This is a genomic window from Pseudomonas sp. IB20 (assembly GCF_009707325.1).
In the GTDB taxonomy this organism is placed as follows: Bacteria; Pseudomonadota; Gammaproteobacteria; order Pseudomonadales; family Pseudomonadaceae; genus Aquipseudomonas.
Map to the genome: position 1 here is coordinate 4,760,316 of NZ_CP046103.1, position 15,429 is coordinate 4,775,744.

The following is a 15,429-nucleotide window of genomic DNA, read 5'->3' on the forward strand; positions in this document are numbered from 1 at the left end:
ATGGTTTCAACCTACTGCTGGCCAACGCCGCAAACAATCACTGTAGAACCGCTGAATACATCGCCATCACTCAACCGACAGCGCTTTCCATACGCACCGCGCCACGCCGGGTTTGCCCGGCCGCGACCACGCAGTTACGCCCGGCCCCCTTGGCGGTGTAGAGCGCCTGGTCGGCGGACTTGAGGACTTCTTCCGGGGTGCGTTGCTCGACCTGGCGCTCGGCCACGCCGATGCTGACCGTCACCGACACACTCGACGCGCCACTGCCTGCTCGGCGTTGGCGGCCTTGCTGGTCGTCATGGGGACGGTCCGGGTTGCGCAGCTTGATATCGTAGTTGGCGATGATCTCGCGGATCTCTTCCAAGTGCGGCATGCATTCATCCAAGGTCTTGCCGGCAAACACCACGGCGAACTCTTCACCGCCATACCGGTAGGCGCGCCCGCCGCCATTGACCTTCGACAGCTTGCTGGCGACCAGGCGCAGTACTTGGTCGCCGACGTCATGGCCGTGGGTGTCGTTAAAGCGTTTGAAGTGGTCGACGTCACTCATCGCCAGCACATAGTTGCGCCCCAACCGCTGCATGCGCTCGTTGAGGGCACGGCGGCCTGGCAAGCCGGTCAGCTCATCGCGAAAGGCCATTTGATAGGCCTCATGCGCCACGCCGGCCGCGATCATCAGCATCACTTGGCTGCACATGATGTTCAGGGTGAACGGCAGGATGAAGGTTTGCGGCAACATCCAGAACAACCCTAGCAAACCGACCAGTTGCGCGGCGTGCAAGGGCCGTGGCTGATACCAGTACTGCGCCGCCAGGGTGACAAAACCAATCAGGAACATCGGGTACGACAGCTGGATCAGGCTCATCCAACTGCCGTGCAAGAGCGGCCAGCGAATCTCCGCCAGCCAGTTCAACAAGGCCTGTGGAAAACTTTGCTCAAGCGCCAGGGCCACGCAGCCGACCGCGAAGAGCACCGCGCAGCGGGCCACGAAATCGCGGAACAGGTGGGTTTTTTCCTGCCACAACGCATAGATGCTGAACAGTAGCGGCAACAGCAGGCAACACAGGTGGAAAACCACCGCCGCATCTTCTCGCACGCGGCCGTTGTCGCGGTAGTAATCGGTCTGGGTATCCAGCAGGAAGTAGACGACGTACACCGTGATCATCAAAAACAGCTCACGCTGGCGCCGATACACCGCGCAATACGCACCACCGAGCAGCAACACCAAGGTTGGCAGTACGTTGAATAACGAAGTGAAGAATACGTTGAGGTCCTTCACGTACGCAGCCGAGAGCCCCGCCAATAGCAACAGCAGTGAGGGTAAAAAATGACTGAAACGTACAGCAGACGCGCGCGACAAGGGTAAAGCTCCGACCCACTTAAAAAGATGGCACAGTGCCTTCACTGCTCACAGTTAAGCACATTCAATGTGACCTGTATCACATTGCCATCACTGTAACGGCCGATCAGCCTAATCCCTGAGTGTCACGCTGCGGTTTTCCCCAAAGCCGCCGCTCCAGAAGGAGCGGCGGCTTTTTTGTGAACCAGCTGAGGCTTAGTAAGCCAGGCCGAAGTCTTCTTCTTTCATGTCCATCAGGTTGCTGGCGCCCGACAGCATGGTGGCCACGTGGGTGCGGGTACGCGGCAGGATGCGCTGGAAGTAGAAGCGCGCGGTCTGCAGTTTGGCGGTGTAGAACGCCTCTTCGCCGGTGCCGGCAGCCAATTTCTCGGCAGCCAGGCGCGCCATGTCGGCCCAGAAGTAAGCCAGGCACGCGTAGCCGGAATACATCAGGTAATCCACCGAGGCGGCACCGACTTCTTCACGGTCTTTCGTCGCGGCCATGCCGACCTTCATGGTCAACTCGCCCCACTCTTTGTTCAGTGCAGCCAGCGGTGCGACGAATTCCTTCACGGCTTCGTTGCCTTCGTTGGCCTGGCAGAACTTGTGCACGATCTTGGTGAAGCTCTTGAGCGCTTCGCCTTGAGTCATCAGCACTTTACGGCCGAGCAGGTCCAGCGCTTGTATGCCGGTGGTGCCTTCGTACAGCATCGAAATGCGGCTGTCGCGAACGTTCTGCTCCATGCCCCACTCGGCGATAAAGCCGTGGCCGCCGTAGATTTGCACGCCGTGGTTAGCGGACTCAAAACCGACTTCGGTCATGAACGCTTTGGCGATTGGGGTCATGAAGGCCAGCAGTGCGTCAGCCTGCTTCTTGGCTTCATCGTCGGTGCCGTACTTGACGATGTCCACTTGCTTGGCGGTGAAGTACACCATCGCACGGTTGCCTTCGGCGAAGGCTTTCATGGTCAGCAGCATGCGGCGCACGTCGGGGTGCACGATGATCGGGTCAGCGGCTTTTTCCGGCGCTTTCGGGCCAGTCAGGGAGCGCATTTGCAGACGATCGCGAGCATATTTCAGGCCGCCCTGGAAACCGATTTCAGCGTGGGCCAAGCCTTGCAGTGCGGTGCCCAGGCGAGCGGTGTTCATAAAGGTGAACATGCAGTTCAGGCCTTTGTTCGCCGGGCCGATCAGGAAACCGGTGGCCGCGTCGAAGTTCATCACGCAAGTGGCGTTACCGTGGATGCCCATCTTGTGCTCCAGGGAGCCACAGGTCACCGCGTTGCGCTCACCGATCGAGCCGTCTGCGTTCGGCAGGAATTTTGGCACGATAAACAGCGAAATACCTTTGGTGCCGGCCGGCGCGTCCGGCAGGCGGGCCAGCACGATGTGGACGATGTTATCGGCCATGTCGTGTTCGCCGGCCGAGATGAAGATCTTGGTGCCGGTGACTGTGTAGGAACCGTCCGCCTGAGGCTCGGCCTTGGTGCGCAGCATGCCCAGGTCGGTGCCACAGTGGGGCTCGGTCAAGCACATGGTGCCGGTCCATTCACCCGAGACCAGTTTGGTCAGGTAAGCGTGTTGCTGTTCCGGGGTGCCGTGCTCGGAGATAGTGTTCATCGCACCGTGGGACAGGCCCGGGTACATGCCCCATGACCAGTTGGCTTCACCGACCATTTCGCTGACGGCCAGGCCCAAGGATTCCGGCAGGCCTTGGCCACCGTGCTCCACGTCGTGGGCCAGGCTTGGCCAGCCGCCTTCAACGAATTGTTTGTAGGCTTCTTTGAAACCAGCAGGGGTCTTAACGCCTGACTCGCTCCAGGTGCAACCTTCGATGTCACCCACGCGGTTCAACGGTGCCAGCACTTGCTCACAGAACTTGGCGCCTTCTTCGAGAATGGCGTCAACCATGTCCGGAGTAGCGTCCTGGCAAGCCGGCAGGCTCTGATAGTGCGCTTCATAGCCGAGCAGTTCGTCACGAACGAAGCGAATATCACGCAAGGGGGCCTTGTAGTCAGGCATAGCGATAAACCTCTGCTGATGTATCTGGGATGAACAACCGCGTGGATGTGTTGTGGCGGTCAAACAGGTGTTTGAAACATACGTTTACGTCCTGGGGTTGTCAAGCACCGTCCAGATGCCATTTGTCATGACGCGGATCAACATCAGGCACGGCAACGCCTGCGGCGAGATGCCACGTCAAAAGGAGTTTAGAAATTCGAGAGCGCTAAGCAGGACAAATGTGGGAGCGGGCTTGCCTGCGATGCAGACGCCGCGGTGTATCAGGGGGACCGAGTGGATGCCATCGCAGCGATGCGCGACCCGACAAGCCAGCTCCCACAGACGAGCCGGCATACCTGGAGAGAGGGATTAAGCGTAAGTGTCGATCAAGGTGCCAAGCATTTCATCCGAAGCCTTGGCGACTTTGGCGCCCAGCTCCACTTGAAACTTGCCTTGGGCCATTTCGACCATGTTGCTCGCCGAGTTAGACGGCTGGGCACGGTCGTTGGCTTGCAGACGGTCGCTTTGTGCATCCGATGGCTGGGTGGTCGCGGCGCTGGCGATTTTGCCGGCGGCCTGGTCGACACGGCTCTGCCCGGCCTGAATAGTGCTCAGCCCCGAATAAAACGCGCTGCTTCCAGAGATTTCCATGGCGTAAACCTGCCTTTAGAGAATCGTGAAGTTGAATTGAAGCAGACATCCCGGCAAAACGCCCGTCAAAAACACTAATGGCATAATGCCTTAGCGATAGCCAAAATCAGTCAAGCAGGTCCAATTCCAAGTACTCGGCGACGGCTTCAGCGCTGGCCTGCTTAAGTTTCGGCACACGACCCAGGCACGGCGCAGGCAACCGTTCGGCCAGGGTGGCGAGGTTTTCTTCCAGACGAGAGGTCTTGGGGTCGATGATATTCGCCACCCAGCCCGCCAACGGCAAACCGTCCCGCGCAATGGCTTCGGCGGTGAGCAACGCATGGCTGATACAGCCCAGGCGCACGCCGACCACCAGGATCACCGGCAGCTGGAGCGCCATGGCCAAGTCCGACAGGTTGTCTTGATCGGCCAACGGCACGCGCCAGCCGCCCGCGCCTTCAATCAAGGTGAAGTCAGCCTGCCGCGCCAGAATCTGCTGCATGGGTTTGAGCAGCGATTGCACCGTCAAGGCCACGCCCGCTTCCCGCGCCGCCAAGTGCGGCGCAATGGCCGGCTCGAACGCCACCGGGTTGACCTCGGCATAGCTCAGCGGCAACGAACATTCAGCCAGCAGTGCCAAGGCGTCGCTGTTACGCAAACCTTTAGGCGTGACCTGGCAACCCGAAGCCACCGGTTTGCCGGCGGCAGTGCTTTTGCCCGCCAGCCTTGCGGCATGCAACAGGCCTGCCGCGATGGTGGTTTTGCCGACATCGGTGTCGGTGCCGGTGATGAAGTAAGCGGCGCTCATGAAGGTTTCTCCAGTACGGCGTACACCACTTGATACGTGGCGGGCAGGCCCTGGGCCTGACGGAACTGCTCGTAAGCGTCCACCAGTGCAACAATCCTCGCGCGGCCCGTCAACCCTCCTGGGCGACCGGGGTTGAGGTTATGCGCGCCCAATGCTTTGAGTTCGTGGGTCAGGCTGCGCACATCCGGGTAATGCAACACGTGGGGCTGGCGCTCCAGGCTCACCACCCGCAAGCCGCTGGCGGCGCACAGCTGTTGATACGACTCAAAGGTGCGGAAGCGATTAACGTGCACCAGGCCGTCCGCCGCGCGCCAGCTTTCACGCAATTCATTCAGGGTGCCCACGCACAGGCTCGCAAACGCCAACACCCCACCGGGCTGCAGCACGCGATAAGCCTCGCTGAGCACCGCGTCGAAATCCGCGCACCATTGCACCGCCAGGCTGGAGAAGATCAGCCCGCAACTCTCACCCTGCAACGGCAGGCGTTCGGCATCACCGGCGATGAAATGCTCGGCGCCACCCAAGGGTCGCGCATGGTTGAGCATGCCCTCGGCAATATCCAGCGCCACGCCGTGGCTGGCCGGTAACCGTTGGCCCAGTAAGCGGCTGAAAAACCCCGTGCCACACCCCAGGTCCAGCCAACGTTGCGGCGCGGTGGCCGCCGGCAAGCGCGCCAACAGCTCAGTGCCCACCGCGCGCTGCAACTCGGCCACGCTGTCGTAGCTGGCGGCGGCACGGGAAAAGGACGCCGCCACTTGGCGCTTGTCCGGCAAGCCGCCAGGCAGTGATGGGTGGGATAAATCAGTCATCAACGCACTCATGCAAAAAAGCCTGGATGGCCGCCGCTACACCGTGGGGGTCTTCCAGAAGAAAAGCGTGACCGGCCTGTTCAATCAGGCCGATTTCTACATCGGGGAGCAGCGCCAGCAAGTCGCTGGCGGCTTCGGCAGGCACCAGCCCGTCCATACCGGCGAATAGATGCAACTGCGGGCCGCGATAGGCTTGCAAGGCTTCGCGAGTATCCAGCTGGGCAAGCAGCTCAAGGCCACTCATCAACACGCTGGAAGGCGCACTCGGCGCACCACTGACCAACAAACGCGAGAGCCCGCGCGGGTCCTGCGAGCCCTTGGCACACAGCAGGCCAAAGCGTTTAAGGGTGACCTGGGAATCGGCCTGGCAACCGGCGAGAAACGCATCGAACGTCTCGGCCGGCATGGCGCTGGGCCAACCGGCATGGGCAACAAAACATGGGTTGCTCGCCAGCGTCAGCAGGCCGCAGCAACGCTCGCCGCGCCGTGCCGCCAGTTCTGACGCGAGCATGCCGCCCAAGGACCATCCACCCAGCCAGGCGTTGTCCGGCAGTGTGGCGTCGAGCTCATCGAGCCATTCATTCAAGTCACTGGAATCCAGCGCCGGCAACGGTTCGATCTGCACCTGCAAGTGCTCGTCGAGGCCGCGCAAGGCGGCGGCCAACGGCTCCAGCGGCGACACGCCGAGGCCCCAGCCGGGCAGTAATATCAGTCGATCACGCATGGTCGGGCTCCGTGGCGCCTAACAAGCGAAAACACGCTTCCAATGCGTTTAACAGTAGCTGCACCTGCGCCTCGCTGTGGGCCGCCGTCAATGTCACGCGCAAACGCGCGCTACCGGCAGGCACAGTGGGCGGGCGAATCGCAGTAACCATCAGGCCGCGCTCGCGCAGCATCTGCGACAGGCGTACGGCCTTGGCACTGTCGCCGATCAAGATCGGCTGGATCGGCGTAAAGCTGTCCATCAAGCCCAGGCCGAGCTGCTCGGCGCCCTCGCGGAACTGGCGGATCAGGCCATTGAGGTGCTCGCGTCGCCAATGCTCGGTGCGCAGCAGTTCCAGGCTTTTCAAGGTGGCGCAGGCCAGCGCCGGCGGTTGGCTGGTGGTGTAGATGTAGGGCCGGGCGAATTGGATCAGGCTTTCGATCAGCTCTTCACTGCCCGCTACAAAGGCACCGGCAGTGCCGAACGCTTTGCCCAGGGTGCCGACCAGCACCGGCACATCTTCCTGGCTTAAGCCGAAATGCTCGACAATCCCAGCGCCAGTGGCACCCAACGGGCCGAAGCCATGGGCGTCATCCACCATCAACCATGCACCTTTGGCGCGGGCTTCACGGGCCAGCGCGGGCAGGTCGGCCAGGTCGCCGTCCATGCTGAATACGCCGTCGGTGACCACCAGCGTATTGCCGGTGGCCTTCTCCAAGCGCTTGGCCAGGCTGGCGGCGTCGTTATGCAGGTAGCGGTTGAACCGCGCACCGGAGAGCAAACCGGCATCCAGCAACGAGGCATGGTTGAGACGGTCTTCCAGCACCGTATCACCCTGCCCCACCAGCGCCGTGACGGCGCCGAGGTTAGCCATATAGCCGGTGGTAAACAGCAGCGCGCGCGGGCGGCCGGTCAGGTCGGCGAGGGCCTCTTCCAGTTCATGGTGCGGCGTGGAATGCCCGACCACCAAGTGCGACGCGCCACCGCCCACGCCCCAACGCGACGCACCGGCACGCCAGGCTTCGATCACCTGCGGGTGATTGGCCAGGCCCAGGTAATCGTTGTTGCAGAACGCCAACAGCGGGTGGCCGTCCACCACCACTTGCGGGCCCTGAGGGCTTTGGAGCAAGGGCCGTTGGCGATAAAGGTGTTCGGCACGGCGGGCAGCGAGACGCGCGGCGAGATCAAAAGACATGCAGGCCTCGGTAGATCAGGTTGAACTCAATCCAATGTGGGTCGGTGTCAAACCACGGCGTTATAAAACTGCTCGCTGCTTTTCTGCTCAAGGCCTCGGTAGATCAGGTTGAACTCAATCCAATGTGGGTCGGTGTCAAACCACGGCGTTATAAAACTGCTCGCTGCTTTTCTGCTCCACCAACGCCTGCTCGATCGCCGCCTGATGCACTTCATCGGCGTGCTCTTCACGGGCTTCCGGCAAGATCCCCAGGCGCGCGAACAGTTGCATGTCCTTGTCAGCCTGCGGGTTGGCGGTGGTCAGCAGTTTGTCGCCGTAGAAAATCGAGTTGGCACCGGCAAAGAACGCCAGGGCCTGCATCTGCTCGTTCATGGCTTCACGGCCGGCCGACAGGCGCACGTGCGATTGCGGCATCAGGATGCGCGCCACGGCGAGCATGCGGATGAAGTCGAACGGGTCGATGTCTTCGGCGTTTTCCAGCGGCGTACCGACCACCTTCACCAACATGTTGATCGGCACCGACTCCGGATGCTCCGGCAGGTTGGCCAGTTGGATCAGCAGGTTGGCGCGGTCGTCGAGGGACTCGCCCATGCCGAGGATGCCGCCCGAGCAGATTTTCATGCCCGAATCACGCACGTAGGCCAGGGTTTGCAGGCGCTCGCCGTAGGTGCGGGTGGTGATGATCGAACCGTAGAACTCAGGCGAGGTGTCGAGGTTGTGGTTGTAATAGTCGAGGCCGGCCTGGGCCAGGGCTTCGGTCTGGTCCTGGTCGAGGCGCCCGAGGGTCATGCAGGTTTCCAGGCCCATGGCCTTCACGCCTTTGACCATCTCAAGCACGTACGGCATGTCTTTGGCCGACGGGTGCTTCCACGCGGCACCCATGCAGAAGCGGGTCGAACCGATGGCCTTGGCGCGGGCGGCCTCTTCGAGGACCTTCTGCACTTCCATCAGCTTTTCTTTTTCCAGGCCAGTGTTGTAGTGGCCCGACTGCGGACAATATTTGCAATCTTCTGGGCAGGCGCCGGTTTTGATCGACAACAACGTCGACACCTGCACGCGGTTGGCGTCGAAATGCGCGCGGTGCACGGTCTGCGCCTGGAACAACAGGTCATTGAAGGGCTGCACAAACAGCGCTTTGACTTCGGCTAAGGACCAATCGTGACGCAGGGTGGCAGTGGTGCTGGCGCTCATGGGCGATTCCTTGATTATGCTTGGGCTTTCGCTGCGGGAAGGGCAATACCCACAGTCACGACACGGATGCTCGGCATATTTAAGGAAGATTCATGCACTGTCAACCTAGATACAAACGCGAGGTTTACATCTGGCTAAAAAACAACCAGATGTGTTTAATTTGCGATGAGCCCACAGAATCGGCCGATTGTGTCTGCAACGTCTGCGAAACCGAGCTGCCGTGGTTACTGGAACACTGCGAGGTGTGCGCCCTGCCGTTGCCGATGGACGGTCTGATCTGCGGCCAATGCCAGAAACAACCACCGGCCTTTAAACAGGTGGTCGCGCCCTGGACCTACAGTTTTCCGGTCGACACCCTTATCAGCCGCTTCAAGCATCAGTCGCGCTGGCCACTCGGCCACCTGCTCGCGCGCCTGCTGGGGCAGCACCTGCAACACCGGTTCGACAACGCTGAACTCAGCCTCCCCGACTGCCTGCTGCCGGTGCCCATGGCGCGTAAACGTCTGCGCCAGCGCGGCTTCAACCAGGCGCTGATGCTGACCCGCTGGCTCAGTGAACACCTGGCTATTGCACACGATGAACATCTGTTGTTACGCCCCCATGAAACCGTTGCGCAACAAGCCCTCGACGCCAAGACGCGCAAACGCAACTTGCTCGCCGCGTTTGCATTGGCACCCGACGCCCAGGTGCAGGGCCGTCACCTCGCGCTGGTCGACGACGTACTCACCACCGGCGCCACCGCCCACAGCCTGGCACGGCTGTTGATGGAGGCCGGTGCGCGTCAGGTCGACGTGTACTGCCTGGCACGCACACCCAAACCGGGTACATGACTTGACTCGCGTGCGCCACACCTGCAACGTCGGCTGACCTTATCTAAGCGTATCCACATGTCTCTGCCGACGTCCCTCAGCCAACACATCATCCGCCGCCCCCAGCGCATTGCCTTGCTGGCGCACATCGCCGAGCAAGGCTCAATCACCCGCGCAGCCAAAAGCGCCGGCTTGAGTTACAAGGCCGCCTGGGACGCTATCGATGAACTGAACAATATGGCGCAAACACCACTGGTGGAACGCAGCGTTGGCGGCAAAGGCGGCGGCGGTGCCAAGCTCACGGCCGAAGGTGAGCGCGTGCTGCGCCTTTATCAGCGCCTGCAAGTGCTGCAGGCCGAGGTGCTCGGCTCCGACGAAGCGGCCAGCGACTTCAACCTGCTGGGCCGCTTGATGCTGCGCACCAGCGCGCGCAACCAATTGCACGGCCAGGTCATCGGCATCGACAGCCATGGCCGCAATGACCTTATCCGCCTGCAGTTATCGGGCGGCTTGAGCTTGAGTGCGCAAATCACCCACGACAGCACGCAACGCCTGGAACTTGAGACCGGCGTGGAAGTGGTCGCCTTGATCAAGGCCGGTTGGCTGGAACTGCTCGCAATGGATCAGGCTGCAACACCTGGACACAATTGCATGGGCGGTGTGATCGAGACGATTTTCGACGCCGATGATGGCCCCAGCGAGGTGCGCATCACGCTACCCAACGGCCAGGTTTTATGCGCCCTGGCGCAGCCTGCGGCGCTCAAGGCATTAAAGGCCGCCAAGGGCCAGCCGATCCAGGTGCAATTCGCCCCGAGCAATGTGCTGCTCGGCACGCCGGTGTAGCGGGCGAGTCTCTTCAAACTGCAACAATTTCGTCACGAGTGCTCCTTAAGGTATCTGCAAAAACCGCAGGGAGCCTGAGATGAGCCTATTAGAAGAAAACCAAGCCACCGACCTGGAACAAATCGTCGGCCTCACCCGCCGTCGTTTTATCGGGGCCGGCGCCCTGTGCGGTGCCGCGATGTTCCTCGGCGGCAACCTGCTGACCCGTAGCGCCCTCGCCGTGAATGCCGCCAGCGCCAGCCCCCTGCTGGGGTTCACCAGCATCGCCGCCGCCACCAGCGACGCCATCACCTTGCCGCCGGGCTACAGCGCCTCGGTGCTGATCAGCTGGGGCCAGCCGCTGCACAAAAGTGCCCCGGCGTTCGACCCGTCCGGCAACGGCACAGCCAAGGCCCAGGAGCAGCAGTTCGGCGACAACAATGACGGCATGAGCCTGTTCGCCTTCCCCGGCGACGACAACCGCGCGCTGATGGCGATCAACAACGAATACACCAATTACCGTTACCTCTTTGCCCATGGCGGCGCGCCGCAATCGGCCGAAGACGTGCGCAAGGCTCAGGCCAGCGAAGGCGTGTCGGTGATCGAGGTGCGGCGCAAAGGTGACACCTGGCAGTTCGTTCAGGACTCACGCTACAACCGGCGCATTCACGGCAACTCGCCGATTCGCCTGAGCGGCCCGGCGGCCGGCCACGAGTGGTTGAAAACCAGCGCCGACAAGTCCGGCAAGAAAGCCCTCGGCACCTTCCAAAACTGCGCCAACGGCAAGACCCCGTGGGGCACTTACCTGACGTGCGAAGAGAACTTCACCGACTGCTTTGGCAGCAGCAACCCACAGCAAACCTTCGACGCCGGGCAAAAGCGCTACGGCGCGGTGGCGGCCAGCAAAGACATCAACTGGCATCAACACGACCCACGTTTTGACTTGGCCAAAAACCCCAACGAGCTCAACCGTCATGGCTGGGTGGTAGAGATCGACCCGTTCGACCCACAATCCACCCCGGCCAAACGCACCGCCCTGGGCCGCTTCAAGCACGAGAACGCCGCCTTGGCTGAAACCCGCGACGGTCGCGCCGTGGTGTACATGGGCGACGACGAGCGCGGTGAGTTCATCTACAAGTTCGTCAGCCGTGACAAGATCAACCACAAAAACCCCAAGGCCAACAAAGACCTGCTCGACCACGGCACCTTGTACGTGGCGATTTTCGACGCAGGCGACGGCAACGCCGACCACCCCAAGGGCAGCGGCCAATGGGTTGAGCTCACCCATGGCAAAAATGGCATCGACGCCAGCAGTGGTTTCGCCAGCCAGGCCGAAGTGCTGATCCACGCGCGGCTGGCCGCCAGTGTGGTCAAAGCCACGCGCATGGACCGCCCGGAATGGATCGTGGTCAGCCCCACCGACGGCCAGGTCTACTGCACCCTGACCAACAACGCCAAGCGCGGCGAAGACGGCCAGCCGGTGGGCGGGCCTAACCCACGCGAGAAAAACGTCTACGGCCAGATCCTACGTTGGAAGGCCAACGCCTCCGACCACGGCGCGCCAGACTTTACCTGGGACCTGTTTGTGGTGGCCGGCAACCCCGGCGTGCATGCCGGTACGCCGAAGGGCGGCTCGTCCAACATCAACCCGCAGAACATGTTCAACAGCCCCGACGGCCTGGGTTTCGACAAGGCCGGGCGCCTGTGGATTCTCACCGACGGCGACTACAGCAACGCGGGCGACTTCGCCGGCATGGGCAATAACCAGATGCTGTGTGCTGACCCGAGCACCGGGGAAATCCGCCGGTTCATGGTCGGGCCAGTGGCGTGTGAGGTGACAGGCATCAGCTTTTCGCCGGATCAGAAGACGCTGTTTGTGGGGATTCAACACCCGGGCGAAACCGGCGGTTCGACCTGGCCGGAGCATTTGCCCAATGGCAAGCCGCGCTCGTCGGTGATGGCGATTCGGCGGGATGACGGCGGGATTGTAGGCGCCTGATAGACAGCCATCGCGGGCAAGCCCGCTCCCACAGGGGATTGCATTCCAAGTGTGGGAGCGGGCTTGCCCGCGAACTAACAGTCACCACCTATCCCAGCCTTGGTGCGTTACCATTCGGCGGGATGACGGCGGGATTGTAGGCGCCTGATAGACAGCCATCGCGGGCAAGCCCGCTCCCACAGGGGATTGCATTCCAAGTGTGGGAGCGGGCTTGCCCGCGAACTAACAGTCACCACCTATCCCAGCCTTGGTGCGTTACCATACCGAGCCGGACGCGGCGACCTGCTGCGCGCAGGAGTTCGCATGGCCCATCCGTTTGAAACACTCACCCCCGACCTGGTGCTCGACGCCGTCGAAAGCATCGGTTTCCTCAGCGATGCTCGCATTCTGGCGCTTAACAGCTACGAAAACCGCGTCTACCAGGTGGGCATCGAAGACTCCGAACCGCTGATCGCCAAGTTCTACCGGCCGCAGCGCTGGACCAACGAAGCGATCCTTGAAGAACACCGCTTCACCTTCGAACTGGCCGAGTGCGAAGTGCCGGTGGTCGCGCCGATGATCCACAACGGCGAAAGCCTGTTCGAACACGCCGGTTTCCGCTTCACCCTGTTCCCCCGCCGTGGCGGCCGTGCGCCAGAGCCGGGTAATCTCGATCAGCTCTATCGCCTGGGGCAATTGCTCGGCCGTTTGCACGCGGTGGGTTCCACCCGCCCGTTCGAACACCGCGAAGCCTTGGGGGTGAAGAACTTCGGTCACGACTCCCTCACCACCTTGCTCGAAGGCAACTTCATTCCCAAGAGCCTGCTGCCGGCCTACGAGTCCGTGGCCCGCGACCTGCTCAAGCGGGTGGAAGAGGTGTACAAGGCCACGCCGCACAAGAACATCCGCATGCACGGCGATTGCCACCCCGGCAACATGATGTGCCGCGACGAGATGTTCCATATCGTCGACCTGGATGACTGCCGCATGGGCCCGGCCGTGCAGGATCTGTGGATGATGCTTGCTGGCGACCGTCAGGAATGCCTCGGCCAGCTGTCGGAATTGATGGACGGTTATCAGGAGTTCCACGACTTCGACCCACGCGAACTGGCATTGATCGAGCCCCTGCGCGCCTTGCGCCTGATGCACTACAGCGCCTGGCTGGCACGGCGCTGGGATGACCCGGCGTTCCCGCACAGCTTCCCGTGGTTTGGCAGCGAGCGCTATTGGGGTGATCAGGTGTTGGCGTTGCGCGAGCAGTTGTCGGCGCTGAATGAAGAACCGCTGAAACTGTTCTGACACTGCCGCTACTCCTTGTGGGAGCTGGCTTGTCGGATCGCCGCACCGCTGCGATGCAGCCACATCGGTGTATCAGTCACACTGAGGTGATGCCATCGCAGGCAAGCCAGCGCCCACAGAAAAGCATCACCCATCGACTGACAAAAATCCTTACAATTGCGCCTTTGTTAGCTGCCTAAGCAAGGATTCTGCAATGCAAGCCGCCAACCCTCGCAAAGGGTACATCCTGGGCCTGAGCGCCTATATCATCTGGGGCCTGTTCCCGATTTACTTCAAAGCCATCGCCAGCGTTCCTGCCGCCGAAATCATCGTGCACCGCGTGTTGTGGTCGGCGCTGTTCGGCGGTTTGTTGCTGATGGTGTGGAAACACCCGGGCTGGTTCCGCGAACTGCGCGACAACCCCAAGCGCCTGGCGATCCTGGCACTCAGCGGTTCGTTGATTGCGGCTAACTGGCTGACCTATGTGTGGTCGGTGAACAGTGGGCGCATGCTCGAAGCCAGCCTGGGTTACTACATCAACCCGCTGGTAAATGTGCTGCTGGGCATGCTGATCCTTGGCGAACGCCTGCGCCGCTTGCAGTGGATGGCGGTCGGGCTGGCTGCAGTGGGCGTGATGCAGCAGGTGTGGCAGGTCGGCAGTTTGCCGTGGGTGTCGCTGGTGCTGGCGCTGACGTTCGGCTTCTACGGCTTGATCCGCAAGCAGGCGCCGGTCAAGGCGCTGCCGGGGCTGGTGGTAGAAACCTGGATGCTGGTGCCAATCGCCGTAGCGTGGTTGCTGTTCAACCCGTCGGCGCACAGTGCACAGCTTGAATTCTGGAGCACGTCCGAAGCCTGGTGGCTGGTGGCCGCAGGCCCGGTGACGCTGATCCCGCTGGTGTGCTTCAACGCGGCTGCGCGGCATTTGCCCTACACCGCGCTGGGCTTCTTGCAGTATGTGGCGCCGACCCTGGTGCTGCTTGAAGCGGTGCTGTTGTTCGGCGAGCACTTGGCAACGAGCACCCTGATTGCCTTCGCGTTTATCTGGGCCGGCTTGGTGGTCTACAGCCTGGATGCGTGGCTGACCCTGCGTAAACGCTGATCAAATAACATACAAACCTCTGCAAGCCACAACGGGCGTGGCTTGCAGGCATCCACCCCAAGGTTATCCACAACCTGATCCCCGCCATTTGTGCACAAGCCGTTGAAACTGATCGTTTTTTGCTCAACGGTGGAAGAGGCCCGGCCGGTGTGGCATAGCGCCGGGTCTCTACAGGTTATCCACAGGCCCATGCAAGATTTCCATGCATAACCCTGTAGGCAATTACTCTTCGCTGCGCAGTTCCACCATCAAGTCATCCGCCAAGGTTTCCAGCGACGCCTGCAATGTCTCAAGCGACAGCGACGACGGCACCTGCAACAGCGCCTCGGCATTGAACAACGGATCACCGCTCATGGGCGCCGGGCGCACGTCGGTGCTTAGCCGCTCCAGGTTGACGCCCTGCTTGCTCAACAGCGCCGTGATCTCACGCACGATGCCCGACCGATCATTGCCCACCAGCGTCATCAGGATCGCCTTTGCAGCCGACGCCTGGCCGGTGCTGCCCTCGCCCACCAGTACGCGAATGCCATGTGTGGATAAGTCCTCCAGCGCATTCACCAGATCCTGACGGCTTTCTGTCGGCACGCTGACCCGCAGGATCCCGGCAAATTGCCCGGCTATGTGCGCCATACGGCTTTCCAGCCAGTTGCCGCCGTGGGCAGCAATGTTCTGCGCGATGCGTTCAACCAGCCCGGGTTTGTCGGCGGCGATAATAGTGAGTACAAGATGGTCCATGGCGAAGCCCTCTGAATTCAATCTACAAGGTG

14 protein-coding genes are annotated in these 15,429 nt (G+C 61.6%); 5 read left to right on the top strand and 9 right to left on the bottom strand.

Annotation, left to right across the window (positions count from 1 at the left end; genetic code table 11):
- Window positions 1–70 precede the first annotated feature (70 nt).
- From GJU48_RS22275 to bioB, 8 genes are all read right to left on the bottom strand, one after another.
- On the bottom strand, window positions 71–1,360 hold the full coding sequence (locus GJU48_RS22275) for a GGDEF domain-containing protein (RefSeq protein ID WP_094949473.1): 1,290 nt from the start codon (window positions 1,358–1,360) through the stop codon (window positions 71–73).
- A gap of 195 nt (window positions 1,361–1,555) precedes the next feature.
- On the bottom strand, window positions 1,556–3,361 hold the full coding sequence (locus GJU48_RS22280; RefSeq protein ID WP_094949475.1) for a phenylacyl-CoA dehydrogenase: 1,806 nt from the start codon (window positions 3,359–3,361) through the stop codon (window positions 1,556–1,558).
- Window positions 3,362–3,709: 348 nt separating this feature from the next.
- The gene (locus GJU48_RS22285; protein ID WP_094949476.1) at window positions 3,710–3,991 is read right to left on the bottom strand and encodes a pyrroloquinoline quinone biosynthesis protein PqqE; all 282 of its coding nucleotides are present in this window, start codon (window positions 3,989–3,991) and stop codon (window positions 3,710–3,712) included.
- Between the two features lie 106 nt (window positions 3,992–4,097).
- On the bottom strand, window positions 4,098–4,778 hold the full coding sequence (bioD, locus tag GJU48_RS22290) for a dethiobiotin synthase (RefSeq protein WP_094949477.1): 681 nt from the start codon (window positions 4,776–4,778) through the stop codon (window positions 4,098–4,100).
- On the bottom strand, window positions 4,775–5,587 hold the full coding sequence (bioC, locus tag GJU48_RS22295) for a malonyl-ACP O-methyltransferase BioC (RefSeq protein WP_094949478.1): 813 nt from the start codon (window positions 5,585–5,587) through the stop codon (window positions 4,775–4,777). Before bioC ends, bioD begins: the two co-directional genes overlap by 4 nt.
- Window positions 5,580–6,311: an alpha/beta fold hydrolase gene (locus tag GJU48_RS22300; protein ID WP_094949479.1), complete on the bottom strand. Its 732-nt coding sequence runs from the start codon at window positions 6,309–6,311 to the stop codon at window positions 5,580–5,582. Before GJU48_RS22300 ends, bioC begins: the two co-directional genes overlap by 8 nt.
- Window positions 6,304–7,485 (bottom strand): 8-amino-7-oxononanoate synthase, encoded by a 1,182-nt coding sequence (bioF, locus tag GJU48_RS22305; protein WP_094949480.1) that lies wholly within the window; start codon window positions 7,483–7,485, stop codon window positions 6,304–6,306. The genes GJU48_RS22300 and bioF overlap by 8 nt, the downstream gene beginning before the upstream one ends.
- A 135-nt stretch (window positions 7,486–7,620) precedes the next feature.
- On the bottom strand, window positions 7,621–8,676 hold the full coding sequence (gene bioB, locus GJU48_RS22310) for a biotin synthase BioB (RefSeq protein ID WP_094949481.1): 1,056 nt from the start codon (window positions 8,674–8,676) through the stop codon (window positions 7,621–7,623).
- Between the two features lie 92 nt (window positions 8,677–8,768).
- On the opposite strand from bioB, the gene GJU48_RS22315 reads away from it, so the two are divergent.
- The 5 genes from GJU48_RS22315 (at window position 8,769) to rarD (ending at window position 14,662) form a co-directional block, all read left to right on the top strand.
- A complete protein-coding gene (locus GJU48_RS22315) occupies window positions 8,769–9,506 on the top strand; it encodes a ComF family protein (protein ID WP_094949482.1) in 738 nt (245 codons plus the stop codon).
- A 57-nt stretch (window positions 9,507–9,563) separates the two neighbouring features.
- The gene (locus GJU48_RS22320; RefSeq protein WP_094949483.1) at window positions 9,564–10,328 is read left to right on the top strand and encodes a TOBE domain-containing protein; all 765 of its coding nucleotides are present in this window, start codon (window positions 9,564–9,566) and stop codon (window positions 10,326–10,328) included.
- A 79-nt stretch (window positions 10,329–10,407) separates the two neighbouring features.
- A complete protein-coding gene (locus GJU48_RS22325) occupies window positions 10,408–12,306 on the top strand; it encodes a PhoX family protein (protein ID WP_094949484.1) in 1,899 nt (632 codons plus the stop codon).
- Window positions 12,307–12,609: 303 nt separating this feature from the next.
- Window positions 12,610–13,584, top strand: coding sequence for a serine/threonine protein kinase (locus GJU48_RS22330; protein WP_094949485.1), 975 nt, complete (start codon window positions 12,610–12,612; stop codon window positions 13,582–13,584).
- Window positions 13,585–13,777: 193 nt separating this feature from the next.
- Window positions 13,778–14,662, top strand: coding sequence for an EamA family transporter RarD (gene rarD, locus GJU48_RS22335; RefSeq protein WP_094949486.1), 885 nt, complete (start codon window positions 13,778–13,780; stop codon window positions 14,660–14,662).
- Between the two features lie 222 nt (window positions 14,663–14,884).
- Here the strand turns inward: rarD and GJU48_RS22340 are convergent, their stop codons facing one another.
- The gene (locus GJU48_RS22340) at window positions 14,885–15,397 is read right to left on the bottom strand and encodes a glycine cleavage system protein R (RefSeq protein ID WP_094949487.1); all 513 of its coding nucleotides are present in this window, start codon (window positions 15,395–15,397) and stop codon (window positions 14,885–14,887) included.
- Between the last annotated feature and the right edge of the window lie 32 nt (window positions 15,398–15,429).

Bases quoted from the DNA above. Each gene is read 5' to 3' on its own strand.
- GJU48_RS22285 (WP_094949476.1), bottom strand. From the start codon at position 3,991: ATGGAAATCTCTGGAAGCAGCGCGTTTTATTCGGGGCTGAGCACTATT.
- bioB (WP_094949481.1), bottom strand. From the start codon at position 8,676: ATGAGCGCCAGCACCACTGCCACCCTGCGTCACGATTGGTCCTTAGCC.
- GJU48_RS22280 (WP_094949475.1), bottom strand. From the start codon at position 3,361: ATGCCTGACTACAAGGCCCCCTTGCGTGATATTCGCTTCGTTCGTGAC.
- GJU48_RS22325 (WP_094949484.1), top strand. From the start codon at position 10,408: ATGAGCCTATTAGAAGAAAACCAAGCCACCGACCTGGAACAAATCGTC.
- GJU48_RS22320 (WP_094949483.1), top strand. From the start codon at position 9,564: ATGTCTCTGCCGACGTCCCTCAGCCAACACATCATCCGCCGCCCCCAG.
- GJU48_RS22330 (WP_094949485.1), top strand. From the start codon at position 12,610: ATGGCCCATCCGTTTGAAACACTCACCCCCGACCTGGTGCTCGACGCC.
- GJU48_RS22340 (WP_094949487.1), bottom strand. From the start codon at position 15,397: ATGGACCATCTTGTACTCACTATTATCGCCGCCGACAAACCCGGGCTG.
- bioF (WP_094949480.1), bottom strand. From the start codon at position 7,485: ATGTCTTTTGATCTCGCCGCGCGTCTCGCTGCCCGCCGTGCCGAACAC.
- GJU48_RS22315 (WP_094949482.1), top strand. From the start codon at position 8,769: ATGCACTGTCAACCTAGATACAAACGCGAGGTTTACATCTGGCTAAAA.
- rarD (WP_094949486.1), top strand. From the start codon at position 13,778: ATGCAAGCCGCCAACCCTCGCAAAGGGTACATCCTGGGCCTGAGCGCC.
- bioD (WP_094949477.1), bottom strand. From the start codon at position 4,778: ATGAGCGCCGCTTACTTCATCACCGGCACCGACACCGATGTCGGCAAA.
- bioC (WP_094949478.1), bottom strand. From the start codon at position 5,587: ATGACTGATTTATCCCACCCATCACTGCCTGGCGGCTTGCCGGACAAG.
- GJU48_RS22300 (WP_094949479.1), bottom strand. From the start codon at position 6,311: ATGCGTGATCGACTGATATTACTGCCCGGCTGGGGCCTCGGCGTGTCG.